At 71.8% G+C, this 20,724-nt stretch carries 15 protein-coding genes; 9 read left to right on the top strand and 6 right to left on the bottom strand.

What is annotated here, in order from left to right:
• Positions 1-616 precede the first annotated feature (616 nt).
• The 3 genes from J2S43_RS28825 to J2S43_RS28815 all read right to left on the bottom strand — a co-directional run bounded on the left by J2S43_RS28825 (position 617) and on the right by J2S43_RS28815 (position 4,735).
• Entirely contained in the window at positions 617-3,220 is a 2,604-nt protein-coding gene (locus J2S43_RS28825) for a putative bifunctional diguanylate cyclase/phosphodiesterase (RefSeq protein ID WP_306834505.1), read from the bottom strand.
• Between the two features lie 157 nt (positions 3,221-3,377).
• Positions 3,378-3,656, bottom strand: a complete 279-nt coding sequence (locus J2S43_RS28820) for a ubiquitin-like small modifier protein 1 (protein ID WP_306834503.1) — start codon at positions 3,654-3,656, stop codon at positions 3,378-3,380.
• Positions 3,656-4,735 carry a WD40/YVTN/BNR-like repeat-containing protein gene (locus tag J2S43_RS28815; RefSeq protein ID WP_306834501.1) on the bottom strand — a complete coding sequence of 360 codons (1,080 nt, stop codon included), beginning with the start codon at positions 4,733-4,735 and terminating at the stop codon, positions 3,656-3,658. Before J2S43_RS28815 ends, J2S43_RS28820 begins: the two co-directional genes overlap by 1 nt.
• 131 nt (positions 4,736-4,866) lie before the next feature.
• Here J2S43_RS28815 and J2S43_RS28810 point away from each other — a divergent pair, with 131 nt between their 5' ends.
• Complete coding sequence (locus J2S43_RS28810; RefSeq protein ID WP_306834499.1) at positions 4,867-5,259, top strand: PH domain-containing protein; 393 nt, start codon at positions 4,867-4,869, stop codon at positions 5,257-5,259.
• 37 nt (positions 5,260-5,296) lie between these two features.
• Positions 5,297-5,956: an esterase/lipase family protein gene (locus J2S43_RS28805; protein WP_306834497.1), complete on the top strand. Its 660-nt coding sequence runs from the start codon at positions 5,297-5,299 to the stop codon at positions 5,954-5,956.
• 1,499 nt (positions 5,957-7,455) lie between these two features.
• Here the strand turns inward: J2S43_RS28805 and J2S43_RS28800 are convergent.
• Positions 7,456-8,376, bottom strand: a complete 921-nt coding sequence (locus tag J2S43_RS28800; protein WP_306834494.1) for a 2-hydroxyacid dehydrogenase — start codon at positions 8,374-8,376, stop codon at positions 7,456-7,458.
• On the opposite strand from J2S43_RS28800, the gene J2S43_RS28795 reads away from it, so the two are divergent.
• Both J2S43_RS28795 and J2S43_RS28790 read left to right on the top strand, forming a co-directional pair.
• Positions 8,322-9,641: a PQQ-dependent sugar dehydrogenase gene (locus tag J2S43_RS28795; protein ID WP_370881667.1), complete on the top strand. Its 1,320-nt coding sequence runs from the start codon at positions 8,322-8,324 to the stop codon at positions 9,639-9,641. The two genes, J2S43_RS28800 and J2S43_RS28795, sit on opposite strands and share 55 nt — an antisense overlap.
• A 110-nt stretch (positions 9,642-9,751) precedes the next feature.
• Positions 9,752-11,341, top strand: coding sequence for a metallophosphoesterase (locus J2S43_RS28790; RefSeq protein ID WP_370881666.1), 1,590 nt, complete (start codon positions 9,752-9,754; stop codon positions 11,339-11,341).
• 415 nt (positions 11,342-11,756) lie between these two features.
• On the opposite strand, the gene J2S43_RS28785 is transcribed toward J2S43_RS28790, so the two are convergent.
• Together J2S43_RS28785 and J2S43_RS28780 are read right to left on the bottom strand one after the other, a co-directional pair.
• Positions 11,757-12,887 (bottom strand): hypothetical protein, encoded by a 1,131-nt coding sequence (locus tag J2S43_RS28785; protein WP_306834492.1) that lies wholly within the window; start codon positions 12,885-12,887, stop codon positions 11,757-11,759.
• Positions 12,888-12,927: 40 nt separating this feature from the next.
• Positions 12,928-13,947 (bottom strand): LacI family DNA-binding transcriptional regulator, encoded by a 1,020-nt coding sequence (locus tag J2S43_RS28780; RefSeq protein ID WP_306834491.1) that lies wholly within the window; start codon positions 13,945-13,947, stop codon positions 12,928-12,930.
• Between the two features lie 226 nt (positions 13,948-14,173).
• Between J2S43_RS28780 and J2S43_RS28775 the strand changes: the two genes are divergently transcribed.
• From J2S43_RS28775 to J2S43_RS28755, 5 genes are all read left to right on the top strand, one after another.
• A complete protein-coding gene (locus tag J2S43_RS28775; RefSeq protein WP_306834489.1) occupies positions 14,174-15,436 on the top strand; it encodes an extracellular solute-binding protein in 1,263 nt (420 codons plus the stop codon).
• A gap of 153 nt (positions 15,437-15,589) precedes the next feature.
• Positions 15,590-16,444 carry a carbohydrate ABC transporter permease gene (locus J2S43_RS28770; RefSeq protein ID WP_306834487.1) on the top strand — a complete coding sequence of 285 codons (855 nt, stop codon included), beginning with the start codon at positions 15,590-15,592 and terminating at the stop codon, positions 16,442-16,444.
• A 3-nt stretch (positions 16,445-16,447) separates the two neighbouring features.
• Positions 16,448-17,323: a carbohydrate ABC transporter permease gene (locus J2S43_RS28765; RefSeq protein WP_306834485.1), complete on the top strand. Its 876-nt coding sequence runs from the start codon at positions 16,448-16,450 to the stop codon at positions 17,321-17,323.
• A gap of 5 nt (positions 17,324-17,328) precedes the next feature.
• Entirely contained in the window at positions 17,329-19,737 is a 2,409-nt protein-coding gene (locus J2S43_RS28760) for a glycoside hydrolase family 2 protein (RefSeq protein ID WP_306834483.1), read from the top strand.
• A 13-nt stretch (positions 19,738-19,750) separates the two neighbouring features.
• A complete protein-coding gene (locus tag J2S43_RS28755) occupies positions 19,751-20,683 on the top strand; it encodes an ROK family protein (protein ID WP_306834481.1) in 933 nt (310 codons plus the stop codon).
• The last annotated feature ends 41 nt before the right edge of the window (positions 20,684-20,724 follow it).

Here is a 20,724-nt window from a genome sequence, read left to right as displayed (position 1 = left end):
CGCCGATCGCACATCCAGCGAGCCGAGAGCCGCGTGCTCTCGGCTACCGCGAACCGTGCCCGTGCGCTGTTGCGATACGCGCTCCGGAACGTGGGCTCTCGCCCCGGAACGTCGGAGCCGCGTCCGCACGGCGCGTGCGAGGGCCGAGTGCTCTTGCGCGACAGTTTCGGGAGTCGCATGTTCTAGCGTCGCGGGTTCGGAAGCCGCGTGTCCTTGCTCAGTGGATTCGAGAGCCGCTGGTTCCTGCGCGGCACGTTGGCGAGCCGCGTGTCCCCGCGCGGCGGTTTTCAAGAGCCGCGTGTCCTTGCTCAGCAGGTTCGAGAGCCGCGTGTTCCTGCGCGGCACGTTGGCGAGCCGCGTGTCCCCGCGCAGCGGTTCTCAAGAGCCGCCTGTCCCTGCTCAGCAGGTTCGAGAACCGCGTGTTCCTGCGCGTCGCGACGACGAGCCGCGTGTCCGCGCGCAGCGGATTCAAGAGCAGCGTCCTCCCGCACAGCGTGCTCAAGAACCGCAGTGCCCCCGCGCACCACGCTCAAATATTCGCGAGCACGCTCGTGAACCGCGCTGTCGCGCACACCGCATCCAGGAGCCGCCCGCGATCCGCGCGGCCCACGCCCCCTCAGGACAACGTCGTCGGCTCCGTCAGGAACGCCTCGACCCGCTCCGCCGGGGCCGGCCGGGACAGCCGGAACCCCTGCCCACGCCCCAGCCCCGCCCGCACCGCCTCGCGCACCTGCTCCGTCGTCTCCAGCCGCTCCGCCACGATCTCCAGCCCCAGCCGCCGGCCCAGCCCCACGATCACGTCGATCAGCGGCTGTCCGCCCGCCTCCGGATCGACCGGGCGGGAGATCAGCTCCCCGTCCACCTTCAGCATGTCGACCGGCATCCGCCGAAGCTGCGCCAGCGACGCCTGCCCGGCCCCGAAGTCGTCGATCGCGGTCCGCACCCCGAGCGCCCGCAGCTTCGCGAACTGGGTGACCACCGCGGGCATGTCGTCCGGGATGCGGTCCTCCGCGACCTCCATGCACAGCCGCTCCGGCGCGATCCCGTGCGCGTTCAGCATCGCCGCCACCCGGTGCACGAAGTCCGGCACCGCCAGCTCGCGCGGCGACACGTTGACGGTGAGCGTGAGCGCCGGGTACACCGACGTCCAGTCCGCGAGCTGGCGCAGCGCGGTGGAGAGCACCCACGTCCCGATCTCCGGCATCACGCCCAGGTCCTCCGCGACCGGCAGTAGTTCGCCCGGGTGGACCGTGCCGAGCGCCGGGTTCCGCCACCGCACCAGCGCCTCGACGCCGGCCGTGACGCGTTCCGGGAGCGCCAGGATCGGCTGGTAGACCAGGTCCAGCTCGCGGCGCTCGATCACGCCGACGATCTCCCGCTCGACGTCCATCCGCCGGACGAGCTGCTCCTCCAGGTACGAGTCGTACCACTCGATCCGGTCCGGTCCCTGCTGGCGGGCGCGGCGGCGAGCCAGGTCGGCCCGGTTCAGCACCTCGTCGATGCTGCTCGACGACGAGCCCACCTCGGCCAGGCCGACGCTCACGTGCAGGTCGATGATCGTGCCGGGCAGCTGGTACGGCGCGGTCAGCACGGTAAGCAGCCGGGTGCCCAGCGCGTACGCCAGGACCGGCCCCTGCACGCTGAGCACCGCGAACTCGCCACCGCCGAGCCGCCCCGGCAGGTCGTCCGGGGTGAGTAGCGTCCGCAGCCGTCGGCCGGCCTCGACCAGCAGCGCGTCCGCGGTCTCCCGCCCGCGCTGGTCGCTGATGTCCGCGATGCCGAGCAGCTCGATGACGAGCAGCGCGCCGGTGTGCCCGGGCACCGCACGCTGCGCGGCCAGCGTCCGCATGATCTCGCGCCGGTTCGGCAGGCCGGTGAGCTGATCGGTGTACGCCACCTCGTGCAACTGCCGCTGCAACGCCACCCGGTCGCCGACGTCGCGCACGTGCACGACCAGCGCGTTCACCTCCGGCACGCCGCGCTGGTCGCTGATCGTGGACTCGGTGTCGCGCCAGGCGCCGTACCCGTCGCGCAGTCGCGCCGTGACCAGCGGCGGTCGCTCCGCCGGGGGGTCCTCGAGCACCTCGCGGAGCGCGCTCACCACGTCGGCCTGGTCGTCGGGGTGCAGCAGCCCGGCGAACGAGCGGCCGACCACCTCCGCGTCGGAGAGCCCGAACAGCCGGGCCGCGGCCGGCGACTGCCAGCGCACGACCAGGTCGCTGCCGAGCATCAGCGTGAGATCGTTCGCGCCGGAGACCAGCGACCGGAACTGGGCCTCCTGGGCGGCGAGCCGCCGACTGTACCGCCGGATGTCGACCACGGCCAGGATCTCGCGGAGCACCACGCATGGGATGATCGACAGTCCGAGCAGGACGGCCCGGGTGTCGAACTCGTGACCGGCGAGCAGGTGGTAGATCGCGCTGCCGAGCGCGATCAGCATCGGCACCGCGAGCACCGGATAGCCGCTGAGCACGGACTCCGGTGTGCCGGCCGGCGCGGGCGTGGGGCCGTGCGAGGTGCGCCGTGCCCCGTCCGCAGCGACCAGCGGCCCGGCCGCCACGAAGATCGTGGAGCTGAGCAGCCCGAGCGGGTTCCCCTCGTACGCGTAGTGCACGATCCCGCTGAGCCCGAGGATCGCCGCGACCGCGCCGATGCCGCAGAGCCAGGCCGCCGGCCGGTATGTCGTGACACGCAGCGTAGTGATCACTATGACCGAGAGCGAGGCTGCGGCCAGCAGCGTGGCGGCGAGCGCGGCCGGCGGCATCGGCTCGTCGCCGGGTATCAGGTATGCCGCGAACGCGAGGCTGGTGCCGACGCCCGCGCCGTCGATCGCCCGCCGCAACCGGGCCGGGACGGTGGTGGCCGCCCCCGGCAGCAGCATGATCCCGGACAGGTACACCAGCGCGGACGCGACCAGCCCGCCCAGCGCGACGTGTTCGCGCACGCCGGGCGGGGTGAGCAGCACGCCGAGCACGGTGCACCCGGCCGTGACCGCGCCCATGCCGAGCAGCCCGGCGCCGCGGCACGGCCCGAAGGTGCGGGTGGCCGCGTGGATCTGCAGCGCCCGGCGGATCAGCGCGCCGGCCGCCTGCGCGGTGACCAGCACGATTGCGCCGCAGGCCGCCCATTGAACGGGCAGTCCGGGCACGCCGAGCAGACCCGCGAGACCGGCGGCGAGGAGCAGCGCGCCGGCCGCGGGCAGAACGATGGACGTGGGCACCGGGGTGGTCCTGTCGCCGAGGGAACGCGAAAGGGTGGATCCGCCGCACCACGGCACGGCCGCACCTATCCATCAGCAACGATTGTTGCCTCGGTGAGTTACGGCACAGTAGCCGGGCCGGCCCTCAACCTACCGGGTACGCGCAGGCCGGCGCGCGTCACCCGCCCGCGACGGACGGAATGATCTGAATTTCCGCTCCGTCCGGCACCGGTGTATCGAGACCTTTCACCCGTCGGCACTCCTCGCCGTCGACGTAGAGATTGACGTACCTCCGGAGATCGCCCCGCTCGTCGCGCAGCCGCTTGGCCAGCCGCGGCCACCGCTCGGCGACCTCGGCCAGCACGTCGCGGACCGTGCCGGGCGCGGCCACCTCCAGCCGTGACGCGTCGGCCGCCTCGGGGCGGAGCACGCCGGGCAGCAGGATCACCGCGCCCATCAGATCGCCGCCGCCCGCACGCAGAGCACGGCCGGCAGGTGCGCCGCGACCCGCGTCCACGAGTCACCCTCGTCCAGGCTGGCGAAGACCTCGCCGGACTTGGAGCCGAAGTAGACACCGGCCGGCTCGCCCGCGTCCACGCACATCGCGTCGCGCAGCACGGACGGGTAGAACGGCTCGGCCGGCAGCCCTTCGGACAGCGGCTCCCACGACTTCCCCGCGTCGGTGGACCGGTAGACGCGGCACCGATGATCGGCCGGGTAACGATCCATGTCGGCGATCATCGGGAAGTTGTAGATCGTGCCCGGCTTCGACGGGTGCGCCACGATCGGGAAGCCGAAGTCGCCCGGCAGCGGCTCCGCGATCGAGGTCCAGCTCGCGGCGCCGTCGTCGGACCGGTAGACGCCGTGGTGGACCTGCGCGTAGAACCGGTCCGGGTCGACGTTGTCGCGCGCCACCTTGTGGACGCACTGCCCGTACTCCGGGAAGGGGTCCGGCACGTGCACGGCCTTGATGCCGGCGTTGCCGGGCGTCCAGCTCTCGCCGCCGTCCGCCGTCCGGTAGACGCCGCCGGTGGACATCGCCACCACCATGCGCCCGTCGTCGCGCGGGTCGGGCAGGATCGTGTGGATCGCCTGACCGCCGCCGCCCGGCTCCCAGGTCGGCCGGTGCGGGTGCTCCCACAAGCCGCGGACCAGCGAGAACGAGCGCCCACCGTCCTCCGAGCGGAACAGGGCGGACGGCTCCGTACCCGCGTAGACGATCTCCGGCCGGTCGGCCGGCCCCGGGGCCAACTGCCACACCCGCTCCAGCGCGGCGCCGGTGTCCTCCGGGAAGACGATGGCCGGATCGTCCGGCTCCTCCCAGGTCTTGCCGAGGTCGGAACTGATCGCCACGCTCGGCCCCCAGTGCGCGCTGGACGCGCCGACCAGGATCCGTGGCGTGCCGCCGCGCGTGTCGATCGCGACCGCGTACACCGATTTCACCGTGAAGTGCAGCGGGCTCACGTCCCACCCGCCGCCGTCGTGGGTCGCGAGGAACAACCCCTTCTCCGTGCCGATCGCCACCAGTCGTGTCATGTCGATACCTCGATCTCCCAGGCCGGGTAAGTCCTGCTCATGACCGTTCGGCGGTCAGTATGCCCCGCCCCTCCGACAATTCGGTGCACCCGCGGTCCACGGGCGGGTGACGCCGGTGGGAGGATGCGGTGGTGAGCAGCGGAAAGTCCACGGTGATCCGATACCGTCAGGCCGGCCCGATCGCGGTCGCGGCCGCGATCGCGACGGTCAGCTCGGTGCCGGTCGCCGCCGAGAACCCGTGGCTGCTCACCATCGGCCTGATCCCGCTGGCCGTCCTGGTCTGGGCGGTCCGCTCCGGCACCGACGCCGGCCCGCGCGGCCTGCGCGTCCGCGCGCTGCTCGGCTCCCGGCGGATAGCGTGGCCGGAGGTCGCCGAGATCGCACCGAGCGGCCGCAACCGGGTGTTCGCGCTGCTCACCGACGGCACCGTGATCCGCTTGACCGGCGTCCCCGCACGCGCGATCCCGCAACTGCTCAAGGCCGGCGAGCAAACACTCGCTACCGAAGACGAAATTCCGAAATAGCCCATAAATCGGGCGCGGTGGTCCTATCGTCCGAGGCATGCGCCGCCTGCTCCTCGCCGCACTCACCGCGGCCCTCGCCGTCGTCCCCGCCGCCCCCGCGCAGGCCGCGACGACCAGCCCGGTCATCCTGATCCACGGCTACAACAGCTCCACCGCCACCTGGGATCCGCTGGTCACTCGCCTGAAGGCGGCCGGCTACGCCAGCGGCGACGTCCACACGTTCGGCTACCACTACCGCCAGTCCAACGTCACCACCGCGGCCCGCCTCGCCGACTACGTCGAGAAGGTCCGCGAGGACCACGGCGGCGTGAAGGTCGACCTGGTCGGCCACTCCATGGGCGCGGTCATCGCGCGTTACTACGTGCGCGATCTGGGCGGGGCCGAGGTCGTCGACGATCTGGTCTCGCTGGCCGGACCTCATCACGGGACGCGCGTCCTGACGATCTGCCGTTTCGACGCATCGTGCCGGGAGATGCTGCCCGGGTCCGCGTTCCTCCGCGCGCTGAACGCCGGCGACGAGACGCCGGGCGACGTCGCCTATCGCACCTTCTACTCGAAGTGCGATCTGATCGTGGTCCCCTACGCGAGCGCGCTGCTCGACGGCGCACAGAACACCAACGTCGGCTGCGTCGGCCACACCGAATTCCGCCTGGTCCCGTCGATCGCGGAGCAGATCATCAAGGAACTCAGGAACTGAACCAAGGCGACATCCGTTTCCCGCTTCCGGCGTGCCCACTCCCGGCATACTCCCGCGGGCGCTGTGTTTTTCCCGGGCCGAGCCCCGGACCCCACGTCTGCCGTCGGCGTCGGATTGTTCCGGTGCCGTCGGAGTCAGATCTTTCCGGCCAGTCGGTGGTGAGCGCCGGGTGTGATGCGGTGCGGTGGTCGGGGAGATCAAGGGCTGCGGATCAAAGGCGACGTTCATATTCCCGCTTCCGGCGTGCCCACTCCGGGCATGCTCCCGCGGGCAAACCGCGCGGAGGCCTGCGACTCCGCTAGCGCTCCGCTCCGGCCGCCGCGGCGGAGCCGGTTCCGGCGTGGTTACCGAAACCCACGCGACTCCCACGATGGCGAGGCCCGGCCGCGCCATCGCGGTCCCGGCGCCGCGGGAGGCGGCAATCGGGCGGTGGTGCATCGGCGGTTGCGGCTCGCGGGTAGCGGGTAGCGGGTAGCGGATCGTGCGGTGGTGGTCCGGGGAAAGCGAATCGGGCGCTGCACGCCCGATATTCGTGTTATTGACGGCACTGGGCTGAGAGCTGCGGTTCAAGGCGCCTCCGGCGGGCCCCCAAGCTCCGGGGAGGGCCTGCTTTCCGTCTTGCTGCCGGTTGCGTCGACCCGGCCTGTTCGCGTGGTGGTGGGATTGCGTCTCGTGTGCCTGGCCGCGCTGTCCGCCGCCGACCAGACGAAGCCGAGCAGATCCTCGGCAGGTCCGCCAGCCTTGGTCTCCGGCCGGCGCCGTCCTCGTCTCGGCTGTGGTTTCGCCGCTGGTGGCGGGCCCTGCCGAAGATCTGCACCCTACGGGGGGCTGACAAGCAGACGGCAGACAGCTGTCGGCAGACGGGCAGCCGGACGGCGGTCTGTGGCGCGCATGGATGTGAATACCTAAACCGTCACTGGATGTCGCTCGGCAGTTATGAGGCTTATTCAGCGCCGCCCTCGTCAGACTGCGCGGCCTGCGGCAACGCGGTGCCGGTTCGCTGCGCTGAATAAGCCTCTATGATCGAGCCTTTGTGATCGATCATCGGTCGAATGTACGTGGGAGCCCTAATAAGCCCTCGTAGAGGGCGCCCACGTACATTCGACGGCATCGGCCGGCTGGTCGCGGCGCCTTATGCGGAAATATCGGGCGCGCGATCTCACGTGACCGTCGAGAGGCTGTGAGGCTTGTTCAGCACGTTACGCGCCGACAGCACTGGCCTGCGGCGACGCGGCGTCGGCTCAACCTGCCGACAGCGCTGGCCTGCGGCGACGCGGCGTCGGCTCGCCCCGCTGAAAGCGCTGGCCTGCGGCGACGCGGCCGCTGAACAAGCATCCGGAACTCGGAACCGAACCCTGGCCGCAGCCCACAACGCGCCCGTGCGCCAAGGCGCGGAGCCCCGTCGCATTTAGGTGATGTTTCGGCATTCGCCCGAGTAACAGCACGCCGACCCGCCCAGCTGCCGGACGAACAAGGGAAATAAATCTGATGCCGAAGCATCAATACCCGTCGGTGACCACGTTCTCCAGGGGGATGCCGGTGGCGAAGCGGTGGAGTTGGGTGCCGGCGAGGGCGTAGGCACGGCGGTGGTGACCCGGGACGGAGCCGGCGACGTGCGGGGTGATGAGGACGTTCGGGAGGGTCCAGAGGGGGTGGTCGGCGGGCAGGGGCTCGGGGTCGGTGACGTCGAGGGCGGCCGAGAGACGGCCGGAGGAGACCTCGGTGAGCAGGGCCTCGGTGTCGACGATGGCGCCGCGCGCGGCGTTGACCAGGAGCGCGCCGTCGGGCATCGCCCCGAGGAAGGCGGCGTCGGCGAGGCCGCGGGTGGTGTCGGTGAGCGGCAGGATCAGCACCACGATGTCGGCGTGCGGGAGCAGTGCCGGGAGCGCGTCGACGGCATGCACCTGCTCGTCCGGGCGGGCGCGGCGGGCGACCAGCGTGACCGTCACCTCGAAGGGGTGGAGGCGGGCGGCGAGGGCGGTGCCGATCGAGCCGGCGCCGACGATCAGCACGCGCTTGCCGGCGAGCTCGTCGGTGGGGGTGTAGGACCACTCGCGCGCGGCCTGGGCCCGGCCGAACGCGGGAAAGCCGCGCACGTGGGAGAGGATCGCGGTCATCGCCCACTCCGCGGTGGACGAGTCGTGGACGCCGCGGGCGTCGCAGAGCGTCACGTGCGCGGGGAGCTGGCCGGTCCAGACCTCGGCGCCCGCGCTGAGCAGTTGCACGACCTCCAGGTCGGGGAGGCGAGCGGCGAGCGTGGCGACGTCGTCGCGGGCCAGGAACGGCGGCACCCAGAAGCGCACGCCGTCCGGCGCGGACGGCATCGGTGCGTCCGCGCCGGGCAGCACCTCCACGGTCGTACCCGATGGCAGGTCGCCCATCAGCCCGGCGCCGTGCTCGTGCGGAATCCAGATCTTCACGGCATCGACCCTATCCGGCTCACCGGGATCGCTCAGGGAGCGTGGTTACTCTGGACCGCGTGATCCGAGCCCGCCGTCGACCGGCCACCCGTGCGCTGCTCGCCGGGGTGCTGGCGTTCCCGCTGCTCACCGCGTGCTCGTTCGGGCCGCCGAGCGAGGAGGAGGCCGGGTCGCCGCCGCGGTTCCCGGCGCCGAGCGGCAGCGCCACGCCGGGCGGTGCGGGATCGAGCGGTGACGCGGCGGTGACCGTGCTGGCCCGCGGGCTGGACGTGCCGTGGGGGATCGCGTTCCTGCCGGACGGCGGTGCGCTGGTCACCGAGCGCGACACGGGCCGGCTGCTGAAGGTGGGGCCGGAGTCGGACCGGACCGGGCCGCGGGTGCGCGCGATCGCGGACCTCAGCGACGCGGTCGAGCCGGGTGGCGAGGGCGGCCTGCTCGGCATCGCGGTGTCGCCGGAGTTCAAGGCCGACAGCACGGTCTTCGTCTACTACACGACGCCGGACGACAACCGCGTCGGAAGCTTCACCCTGACGGAGGACCAGAGCACCCAGGACCTGCCGAAGGTCGCGCCGAAGCCGATCCTGACCGGGATTCCGCGCAGCGACGTGCACAACGGAGGCCGGGTCGAGTTCGGGCCGGACGGGTTCCTCTACGTGAGCACCGGCGACGGCTCCGACGGTGACCTCGCGCAGGACCCGAAGACTCTCGGCGGCAAGATTTTGCGGATCACCCGGGACGGCGAACCGGCCGAGGGCAACCCGGACGCGGCGTCGCCGGTCTGGTCGCTCGGCCACCGCAACGTGCAGGGGCTGGCCTGGGACGCGGGCAAGCGGCTGTATGCGACGGAGTTCGGCCAGGACACGTTCGACGAGCTGAACGTGATCGAGCCGGGGAAGAACTACGGCTGGCCGGCCGTGGAGGGCGCGCCCCCGTCGCCGGACCCGAAGTTCACGGCGCCGCTGGTCACCTGGCCGACCGACGAGGCGTCCTGCTCCGGGCTGGCGATGGTGGAGCGCACGCTGGTCGCGGCCTGCCTGAAGGGCCAGCGGCTGTGGCTGGTCGAGACGACCGAGCAGGGCACCGTCTTCGGCAGCCCGTCCGAGGCGCTGGCCGGTCAGTTCGGTCGGCTGCGCACCGCGGTCGCGGCGCCGGACGGTTCGGTCTGGATCAGCACGTCGAACACGGACGGGCGAGGCACACCGGCCGCGGACGACGACCGGATCATCCGGCTCGTGTTCAGCGGCGGCGGCGCCGGAAAGATCTGACGCCGCCGGCACCGGAACGATCCGACGCGGTGGCGTCGGAAAGATCGGACGTCAGAAGATCCACACCCAGGTTTCACCCCGGCCGGTAGCGGGCAGGCGAGAATCTGCACATGGACGGCCAGGAGAATCAGCCCGCGACCGCCGCCGGAGACGACACCACACCGGCGGCGCGTTCACGCCTGCGTTCCATGGGACGTGTCCTCCGCCGGCCGTTCGCCCGCCGCGCCGGCCGGGTCCTCGCGATCCTGGGCGTCGCGGTCACCGGCGTCGCGCTCGGACTGCTGCTGGCGGGCCGGGTGAACGCGGACATCGGGCCGTTCCGCGCGCAGCTGTCCGTCGGGCCGTCGCTGACCGGCGATACGAAGGTGAACATCCCGCCGCTCGGCTCGCTGGTGCTGGATACGCACCAGGGTCCGTCCCGGCTCACGGTCGAGCTCGGTGAGCTGGACCAGAGCCGCGTCGAGGCGCTGATCGACGACCCGACCGGCATCACGCGCGCCACCCAGTCCGTGGTCGGCGACATCCAGCGCGGCCTGATGCGGCTGGGCTTCCGTGCGGCCGCGGTGTCGATGCTGGCCGCGATGGTCCTGGCCGCGCTGATCTACCGCCGGGCGCGCCCGGTCGCCGCGTCCGGGCTCACCGCGCTCGCGCTGGTGCTCGGCTCGGCCGGCGTCGGCGCGCTCACCATCCGCCCGCAGTCGATCGAGGAACCGCGGTACGAGGGCCTGCTCGTCAACGCGCCCGCGCTGATCGGCGACGTGCAGAAGATCGCCAGCGACTACAACAAGTACGCGGAGCAGCTGCAACGCCTGGTCGGCAACGTCAGCCGGATCTACGCCACGGTCTCCACGCTGCCGGTCTACGAGCCGCAGGAGGGCACCACCCGCATCCTGCACGTCTCCGACCTGCACCTGAACCCGGCCGCGTGGCCGGTGATCCGCACGATCGTGGAGCAGTACCGGATCGACGCGGTGATCGACACCGGCGACATCACGGACTGGGGCAGCGAGCCGGAGGCGTCCTACGTCGCCTCGATCGGCCTGCTCGACGTGCCGTACGTCTACATCCGCGGCAACCACGACTCCTCACCGACGCAGGCCGCGGTCGCCGGGCAGGAGAACGCGGTGGTGCTGGACAACCAGATCGCGGACGTGGCCGGCCTGACCATCGCCGGCATCGGCGACCCCCGCTTCACGCCGGACAAGGAGACCGCCGGCCGGGACACGACCGAGGAGGAGCAGGCCCGGCTCGCCGCCACCGGCGCCCGGCTGGACGCCACGATCGAGGCCGCCGGCCGCCCGGTGCAGATCGCGCTGGTCCACGACCCGAAGATGGCCGGCCCGCTCGCCGGCGACGCCCCGATCGTGCTGGCCGGCCACACCCACAACCGCGAGGTGCGCGAACTGGAGCCGGGCGCGTCCACGCTGCTGATGACCCAGGGCTCCAGCGGCGGTGCGGGCCTGCGCGGCCTGGAGTCCGACGAGCCGGTCCCGCTCGCGATGTCGGTCCTCTACTTCGACGAGACCAAGTCGCTCCAGGCCTACGACGACATCCGGGTCGGCGGCACCGGCCAGTCCCAGGTCACGCTGGAACGCCACCTGGTCGGCGACACGATCCCAGCCGCACCCACCCCCGAATCCTCCCCGGCGGACGTGCAGTCCCCGTCGGGCTCGGCCACTCCGTCACCAACCGGTTCATAAGCCAGATCAAGAGCCGGTTCATAAGCCAGATCAAGAGCCGGTTCATAAGCCAGATCAAGAGCCGGTTCATAGACCAGATCAAGAGCATGAAATTCGCTTTCCCACTTCCGGCGTGGTGCAGTCCGCATGCTCCCGCGGGCACCGGTCGGCCGCGGGCGGCCTCCCTGCACGTTGGGTGGGCGGTTGCGAAACCCGAAACCCGAAACCCGAAACCCGAAACCCGAAACCCGAAACCCGTGAGGGCTATTCAGCGCGCTGTGCGCCGACGGCGCTGGCCTGCGGCAACGCGGCGTGAGGTCGCCGCGCTGAAAAAGCCTCCGTGATCGGGCGTCCCCCAAGTCGTTCCAACGACTTGGGGGACGCCCGATCACGGAGGTGCCGTGCCGGCCCGGAGGCGGGTCAGCCGGAGGCAGGGTCAGCCGGAGATCTGGCCGGCTGGGGGTGGGGTGATGACGACGTCGGTGCCGGGGGAGTGGACGATCATGGAGAGCGTGGTGCCGTCCGCGGTGCCGGTGCCGGTCAGCTCGACCGCGGCCAGCGTGGCGTCCGCCGCGACCGTGACCGCCAGCGAGTACTCCGGCAGGTCCACGCCGGTGGCCGTGGCCAGCGCGTGGATCGCGGCGGCGAGCCGGTCACCGGCGGTGAGGCCCTCGGCGAGCAGGTATCGCGTCGCGTTCTCGGGCAGCGGCTCGGTGGTGACCGAGGCGGACTCCACGTCCAGGTACTCCACCGGGTCCGCCACCGGCAGCGGGATCGCCGTGACCCCGCCGTCGGCCCGCCGGAACGTGCCGGCCGGCCAGCAGTACGTGCCCCGGTCCGCCCCGGTCGCGGCCGTCCACGGCCGGCCGGCGGGAGCCTGCGACGCCGAGTGCGACGCGGAGTTCAGGTACCGCACGCCGCCGGTGTCGACGACCGTGAGGCTGTCCACCACGCCCAGCTCCGCGCCGTCCGCGCCGTACGCGGTGACCTGGGTTCGGGCGTCCCAGGACGGCTCGGTGCCGCCGGTGCTGCGCAACTCGCCGCGCCAGGTGAGCGTCGCCACCGGCACCGGCGTGGGCTCGTCGGTCCGGATCAGCGACGTGGCCCGCCGGAACTCGAAGCTGACCTGGTAGGGCCGCTCGCGCAGCAGCTCCCCGGCCGCGGCGACCTGGTCGAGGTTCTCCCGCCCGATCAGCCCGCCACCGCCGCCCTCGACCCGGCCGGCCGGCCCGTCCGCCGCGACCGGGCCGTCGGCGCCCTCGTCCAGCAGCACGCCGGCCGCGCAGATGCCGAGCAGGATGATCGCGATCAGCGCGGCCAGCACGATGAACCCCCGCGGCACCCCGGCCGTGTGGCTGTGGCCGTGCGGGTGCGTGCCCGCGCCGGACACCGGCGGCGGCGCCACGACGGGCGAGCCCGTGGGCGGCGCCCCGCCGAACTTGGGCATGATCCGGGGCGGGAACGGGCCGCGACGCCGCGGCCGGTTCTCCTGCGTGGCCTCGCCCTCCGGCCAGGAGCGGTCGGCGGAGGCCGGATCCCCGGGCCCATCCCAGTTGTGCGAACCCATCCGGTCATCGTAAGGACCGAGATCCACGCTGGGAACGCCCTCAGGGGTTGCGCGGCGGTGCCGTACTTCCGCGCGGCGTCAGGTGCGCGGTGCCGGTCCGCACCCCCGCGACCCGCACGCCGGACACCGCGTCCAGCAGCAGCCGGGCCGCCTGCCCGCCGTACTCCGGAATGTCCCTGCTCAGTGCCGTCAGCGGCGGGCGGACGAGCCGGCAGAGCGGGGAGTCGTCCCAGGCCACGACGGACACGTCACCGGGCACGGTCAGGCCCATCTCCTGGGCGACGGAGAGCCCGGCGATCGCCATCACGTCGTTGTCGTAGATCACCGCGGTCGGCCGCCGTGCCGCGCTGAGCAGCCGCCGGGTGGCGCGGGCGCCGTCCTCGCCGGTGTAGTCGGACGTCACGGTGTCGGAGGACGAGAGACCGAGGCGCGCGCAGACCGACCGGAACGCGTCCGTGCGCACGCGGGTGTGCTGCAACTCGGGCAGGCCGCCGACCCGGGCGACGCGCCGGTGGCCGAGCGCGACGAGATATTCCACGGTCTCGGCGAGCGCGGCGGCCTCGTCGGACCAGACGCCGGGCAGCGCGCCGGTCCCGTCCGGCCCGCCGATCACCACCGCGGGCAGTTGCAGCTGCTCCAGGACCGGGATCCGCCGGTCGTCCGCGCGCAGGTCGCAGAGCAGCACGCCGTCCACCCGCCGCTCGCCCCACCAGCGCCGGTAGACCGCGATCTCCGCGTCCGGGTCGGCCACCACCTGGAGCGTGAGCGCGAACGACCGGGCGGACAGCTCGGCCTCGACGCCGCTGATCAGCTCCATGAAGAACGGCTCGATGCCGAGCGTGCGGGCCGGCCGGCAGAGCGCCAGCCCGACCGCGCGGGCGCTGGCGCCGGAGAGCGCACGGGCCGCGCTGCTCGGGCTGAACCCGATCTCGTCCGCGATGGCCATGATCCGTCGCCGGGTGGCGTCGGAGACGCCGGGCTGGCCGTTCAGCGCGTACGACACCGCGCCCTTGGAGACGCCGGCCCGGCGCGCGATGTCCGCGATGGTGGGTCGCTTCACGGCTGCTGAGCTTGCCCGGTTAAGCGCACGTTCGTCAATGCGAACCAACAGCGAGCATTGACGACTATCGCTGCGTTCAATACGGTGGCGTCGCTTACTCGTTTCAGTTGAGCCTTTTCGACCCGGGCACCGGGCCGGCTGATGCATGTCGGCCGGCCGCACCGGCCAGGTCGGAGATGGCTCATCACCCCCATCGATACCAGCCCGATCGATCGGAGGCACCGCGATGCATAGACGATCACTGGCGGCGGTGGCCGCGGCGATGCTCCTCGCCGCCGGCTGCACCACCACCGGCACGAGCACGGCACCGCAGGAGGACGCGGAAGGCCCGGCCGAGCTGCTGTTCTGGAACACCGGCAGCGACGAGCAGGCCGCCGCGGTGCAGGTCGCGGCGGACCGCTACAAGGAGCTCCACCCGAACGTCACGATCAGGGTCCAGGCGATCGCCTGGGACGACGGCCACGCCAAGGTGCTGACCGCCGCCACCTCGCGCAGCGGGCCGGACATCATCTCCGGCGGCCTCTCCTGGGGCATCGAGTTCGGCGAGCTCGGCGGCATGGTCGACCTGAACGGGTTCGACCTGGGCCAGGCGAAGCAGCAGACCCGCCCCGAGCTGTGGAACTCGATCACCTCGCCCGGCGGCGCGGTCTACGGCATCCCGATGGACATGACGCTGTACGTGTTCTACTACCGCCCCGACCTGTTGCAGAAGGCCGGCGTGAGCGCCCCGCCCGCGACCTGGGCCGAGCTGTTCACCGCGGTCGACAGGCTGAAGGCCTCCGGCGTGGCGACGCCGCTGGTCGAGGAGTGGGGCACGTTCGAGTGGCTGCCCTGGTTCAACTACCTGAAGCAGGCCGGTGGCTCGCTCTACTCCGAGGACTGCACCCAGGTGACGATCAACTCGGAGCAGGCGGTGCTGGCCACCACCACCTGGGCCGACCAGTACCGGAGGTACGGCGTGCCGAAGGCGACCGTGGACGTCGGCGCCGGCCTGGCCAAGGGGGAGTACGCGATGGCGATCGGCGCGTCCTACCTGGCGGGCGGCTTCGACTCGGGCCAGCCGGAGCTGAGGGGCAAGTGGCAGACCGCCGCGCTGCCCACCGGTCCGGCCGGCGCCGGCTCGTTCGTCGGCGGCAAGATCGTCGGCGCCATGTCGTACACGAAGCACCCGCGGGCCGCGGCCGAGTTCGTGAAGTGGCTCTACACGGACGAGGCGGTGGAGATCCTGCAGCGTGAGGTCTTCACCCGCGGCGGCGAGCTCTACATCTCGCCGCGCCCGGAGCTGCTGGCCAAGGCGAACGCGAGCGACAACCTGAAGCAGACGCTGCAGACCACGCTCAACTCGGTGACCGGCCCGCCCAACTGCAAGGGCTGGGAGACCAGCGGCTCCGAGGTCAGCAGGCGGCTGCAGGCCGTGGTCAACGACAACGCCGACCCGAGGACCGCGCTGGCCGAGGCCGCCGCGGTCATGCAGGGCAACCTCGGCTGACGTCCCGGGCCGCCGGGCTCACGAGGCCCGGCGGCCCGTCCGGAAACGAGGAGGGACGTCATGACGGCCGTGCTGACCGAGAAGCCGCCTGTCACACCACGACAAACCACAGCGAAACGAGCACGCTGGCGCCGTGCCGTACCCGGATATGTCATGCTCCTGCCCTTTGCCGGGCTTTTCCTGGGTTTTCTGATCTGGCCGCTGCTCAACGCGCTGTACTTCGCGTTCACCGACTTCAACGGCGTGACGCCGCCGTCCTGGACCGGCCTGGACAACTTCCGGCGGCTCTGGTTCGAGGATCCACGCTTCCGCACCGCGCTCGTCAACTCGCTGATCTACGTGACCTGCACGGTCACGCTCTCCACGGTCGCGTCGCTCGCCCTGGCCGTGGCCTTCCGCGGCACGTCGTGGCGCGACCGGGTGCTGCGCACGATCTTCTTCCTGCCGTCCGTCACGTCGACCATCGCGGTCATGCTGATCTGGCGCTGGATCTTCTCCGGCGAGCGTTTCGGGCTGGCCAACACGGTGCTGTCCTGGTTCGGCGCGGACCCGGTCTCCTGGCTGTCCACGCCGCGCTGGACCGTCCCGCTGCTGGTGATCATGGCGGTCTGGGGCGGCTGCGGGTACGGCATGGTCATCTTCGTCTCCGGGCTGAACGCGATCCCGGACGAGCTCTACGAGGCCGCCCGGCTGGACGGCGCGACCGACTGGCAGCAGTTCCGCCACATCACGCTGCCGCAGCTCAAACCGGTCACCACCTACGTCGTGATCACCGGTCTGATCGGCGCGTTCCAGGTGTTCGAGGCCGTCTACATCGTGTTCCGCGGGGTGAGCAGCGTCGGCGGCGTGCAGGACGGCGGCCTGATGCTGGTGCCGTACCTCTACGACCTGGGCTTCACCCGGTTCCAGCTCGGCTACGCGTCCGCGATCGCCTGGACGCTCTTCCTGATCATCTTCGTGATCAGCATGATCCAGCTGCGGGTCACCCGTGCGCTGAGGGAGTGGTGACCTATGGGACGGCTGCTGCGACTGCCGCTCTACCTGGCCGCGCTGACCATGCTGGTGCCGTTCTACTGGATGGCCGCGGCCGCGTTCAAGCCGGTGCCGGAGCTGACGAGGAACCCGCCGAGCTTCGTCCCGGGCGACCCGACGCTGGACGCGTTCTACGAGCCGTCCTACGACCCGGGCGTGCGCGCGGACCAGACCGTCGCCGGGCTGTTCCAGCGCTACCCGGACGTACCCGGCGGATTCCTGCGGTTCATGGGGAACAGCCTGTTCGTCGCCGCCACGATCACGGTGCTGTCGCTGCTGATCGCGGCGCTGGCCGCGTACGCGCTGACCAAGATGGACCTGCCCGGCCGCCGGGCGATCTTCGTGGTCGTGGTCGCGTCCATGATGATCCCCTGGCAGGTCACGCTGGTGCCGAACTACCTGATCGTGCGCAACCTGGAGTGGCTCAACAGCTACCAGGGCTACATCGTGCCCGCGCTGGCCAAGGCGTTCGTGGTGTTCTTCCTGGTCCAGTACATGCGCTCGATCCCGGACGACCTGGTGCACGCGGCCCGGGTGGACGGCGCCGGCGAGTTCCGGATCTGGTGGCGCGTGGTGATGCCGCTGATGCGCCCGGCGCTGGCCGCGATGGCGATCCTGGTGGTGCTGGCCGAGTGGAACAACTTCCTCTGGCCGCTGATCATCGTGCAGGACGACACGATGGCGAACGTGCCGGTCGCGCTCTCCCGGCTGAACGCGTCGAACGCGTTCAATCCCAACAACATGGCCGTGATCATGGCAGCATCGCTGTTGACGTCGCTGCCGACGGTGATCTTCTTCCTGGCGTTCCAGAAGCACTTCACCCGGGGCATCGCACTCTCCGGCATCAAGGGATGAGGCACATGGGCTCGTATCGCGCGCTGCACGACGGATGGACGCTGACCGGGGCTTCTCACGAGATCGAGGCCGCCGTCCCCGGCTGTGTGCACACCGATCTGCTGGCCGCCGGCGTGATCGACGATCCGTTCCTGGACGACAACGAGCTGCGCCAGGAGTGGATCGGGCGCACGGACTGGGTCTACGAGACCACGTTCGACTGGCAGCCGGACGAGCTGGCGCCGCGCACCGACCTGGTCTGCGACGGGCTGGACACGATCGCGGCCCTGACGCTGAACGGCACCGAGATCGGCCGGACCGCGAACATGCACCGGGGTTATCGGTTCGATGTCGCCTCGAAGGTGAAACCAGGGGCCAACACGCTGCGCGTCGCGTTCACCTCCGCCAAGAACCACGCGGAGAGCGAGCGTGAGCGGCTCGGCGACCGGCCCAACGCGTACCCGGAGCCGTTCAACTTCATCCGCAAGATGGCCTGCAGCTTCGGCTGGGACTGGGGCCCCACGCTGATCACCGCCGGCATCTGGCGCCCGATCGGCCTGCACACCTGGGGCGCCGGGCGGCTCGCGCGGGTCCGGCCGCTGGTCACCGTCACCGGGGACGGCGACGGCCGGATCGAGTTGCACGTCGACGTGGAGCGGGCCGGCACGGACCCGCTGATCCTGACCGCGTCCGTCGCCGGCGTCCGCGTCGAACACACGCTGCAACCCGACGAGGGTACGGCCGTGCTGGTCCTCGACGTGCCACAGCCCGCGCTGTGGTGGCCGCACAGCCTCGGCGACGCGCCGCTGCACCCGGTCGACGTGGCGCTGACCACGACCGGCGGCACCTCGCTGGACGAGTGGCACCGCCGGGTCGGCTTCCGCACGGTCGCGCTGGACACCACGGACGGCGCGTTCACGCTCGCGATCAACGACGTGCCGCTCTTCGCCCGCGGCGTCAACTGGATCCCGGACGACGCGCTGGTCACCCGGGTCACCCGCGCGCGGCTGGCCGAGCGGCTGACCGAGGCGGTCGCGGCGAACGTCGACACGATCCGGGTCTGGGGCGGCGGTCTCTACGAGTCGGACGATTTCTACGAGGTCTGCGACGAACTGGGCCTGCTGGTGCTCCAGGACTTCCCGTTCGCGTGCGCGGCGTACCCGGAGGAGGAGCCGCTCGCGAGCGAGGTGGCGGCGGAGGCGCGGGAGAACGTGGTGCGGCTCGCGAGTCACCCCAGCCTGGTCGCCTGGACCGGCAACAACGAGAACATCTGGGGCTGGCACGACTGGGACTGGCAGCCCGCGCTCGGCGACCGCACCTGGGGCGCCGGCTACTACTTCGGCCTGCTCCCATCGGTCGTCGGTGACCTGGACCCGACCCGGCCGTACTGGCCGGGCAGCCCCTGGTCCGGTGACCACGACACGCACCCGAACGAGCCGTCCCGCGGGACCATGCACATCTGGGACGTGTGGAACCGGGTCGACTACACGCGCTACCGGGACTACCAGCCGCGGTTCGTGGCCGAGTTCGGCTTCCAGGCGCCGCCCGCGTTCGCCACGCTGCGCCGCGCGATCAGCGACGAGCCGCTGACCCCGTCCTCGCCGGGAATCGCGCACCACCAGAAGGCCATCGACGGGAATCTGAAACTCGAGCGGGGCCTGGCCGAGCACCTTCCCGTGCCGCGGGACTTCGACGACTGGCACTTCCTGACCCAGGTCAACCAGGCGCGGGCGATCGCGCTCGGCGTCGAGCACTTCCGCTCGCTCCGGCCGTACTGCATGGGCGCGGTGGTCTGGCAGTTGAACGACTGCTGGCCGGTCACCTCGTGGTCCGCGGTCGACGGCGACGGCCGCCGCAAACCGCTCTGGTACGCGCTCCGGCACGGCTACGCGGACCGCCTGCTCACCGTGCAGCCGCGCCCGCACGGGCCGGCCGTGATCGCGGTCAACGACGGCCGGTCGCGGTGGACCGGCGAGATCGAGGTGACCCGCCGCACGCTGGACGGCGACGTTCTCGCGAAGTCGGTGTTCCCGCTGTCCCTGGAGCCCCGGGCGTCCGTCACCACGCCGTTGCCGCCGGACATCGCCACGCCCGGTGACGCGTCCGCCGAGCTGATCGTCGTCACGGCCGGTTCTGCCCGCGCGCTCTGGTTCTTCGCCGAGGACAAGCAGATCAACTTCCCGATCCCGGGGTACGACGCGGAGGTGGCGCCCGTCGACGGCGGCTACGACGTGACCGTCACCGCGCGCACCGTGCTCCGCGACCTGACGATCTTTCCGGATCGTCTCGATCCCGGCGCCGTCGCGGACTCCGCGCTGGTTACGCTCCTCCCCGGAGAGACCACCACGTTCCGGGTGCGCACGGACGCCACGCTCGACGCCGCCGGGCTGACCGCGAGGCCGGTGCTGCGCTGCGTGAACGACGTCCGTCCCTGAGAGGCACCGCACGATGAGCAACCCCGTTCCGGGACCGGTACTCGCGATCGACGTCGGCGGCACCAAGCTCGCCGCCGCCGTGGTCACGCCCGACGGCACCATCCGCGACCGCGCGGTGGTGCCCACCCCGGCGACGGACGACCCGGACAAGGTCGGCGGCGCGCTGGTGGCCCTGGCCCACCAGGTCGCCGCCGCCGGCCCGGCATCCGCGCTGCGGGGCATCGGCGTCGGCTCGGCCGGCCCGCTCGACCCGTACGCGGGCACGGTCAGCCCGGTCAACATCGTCGCCTGGCGCGGCTACAGGATCCTCGACGCGCTGCGCGACGTGCTGCCCGGCCGGCCCGCCTATCTCGGCGGCGACGGCCAGTGCATGGCGCTCGGCGAGTACCGCTGGGGCGGCTACACCTCGGCCGCGTTCCTCGGCATCGTGGTCTCCACCGGCGTCGGCGGCGGCCTGGTCCTGGACGGCAGGGTCTATCAGGGCCCGACCGGCAACGCCGGGCACATCGGGCACATCCCGGTCTCGTTGGACGGTCCGGACTGCCCGTGCGGCGGCCGCGGCTGCGTCGAGGTGCTCGGCAGCGGCACCTCGATCGTCCGCTGGGCGCGCGCGAACGGCTGGGAGACCACGCATCCCACGGTCGACGCGATCGCGCTCGCCGCGGACGCGCGGGCCGGGCACCCGGTCGCGCTGGAGGCGTTCCACCGGTCCGGCAACGCGGTCGGCGCCGGCATCGTGGCCACGGCCGGCCTGTTCGACCTGGACGACGTGGTGATCGGCGGCGGCGTCGCGAACGTCGGCGACCTGCTCTTCGACCCGATCCGCGCCGCGATCTCCTCGCTGGCCGGCCTCGACTACATCAAGCGCGTCCGCGTCCACCGCAGCACGCTCGGCGGCGACGCCGGCCTGTTGGGCGCGGCCGCGTTGGTCATGTCACACCTGTAGGCCCGGCACGGCTGCGGTGACCGGGCCGTGGCGAGGGCCGG

The organism is Catenuloplanes nepalensis (assembly GCF_030811575.1).
Taxonomy (GTDB): Bacteria; Actinomycetota; Actinomycetes; order Mycobacteriales; family Micromonosporaceae; genus Catenuloplanes; species Catenuloplanes nepalensis.
The sequence above is the reverse complement of the archived record's forward strand: the minus strand, read 5'-3'. Positions and strand labels throughout refer to the sequence as shown.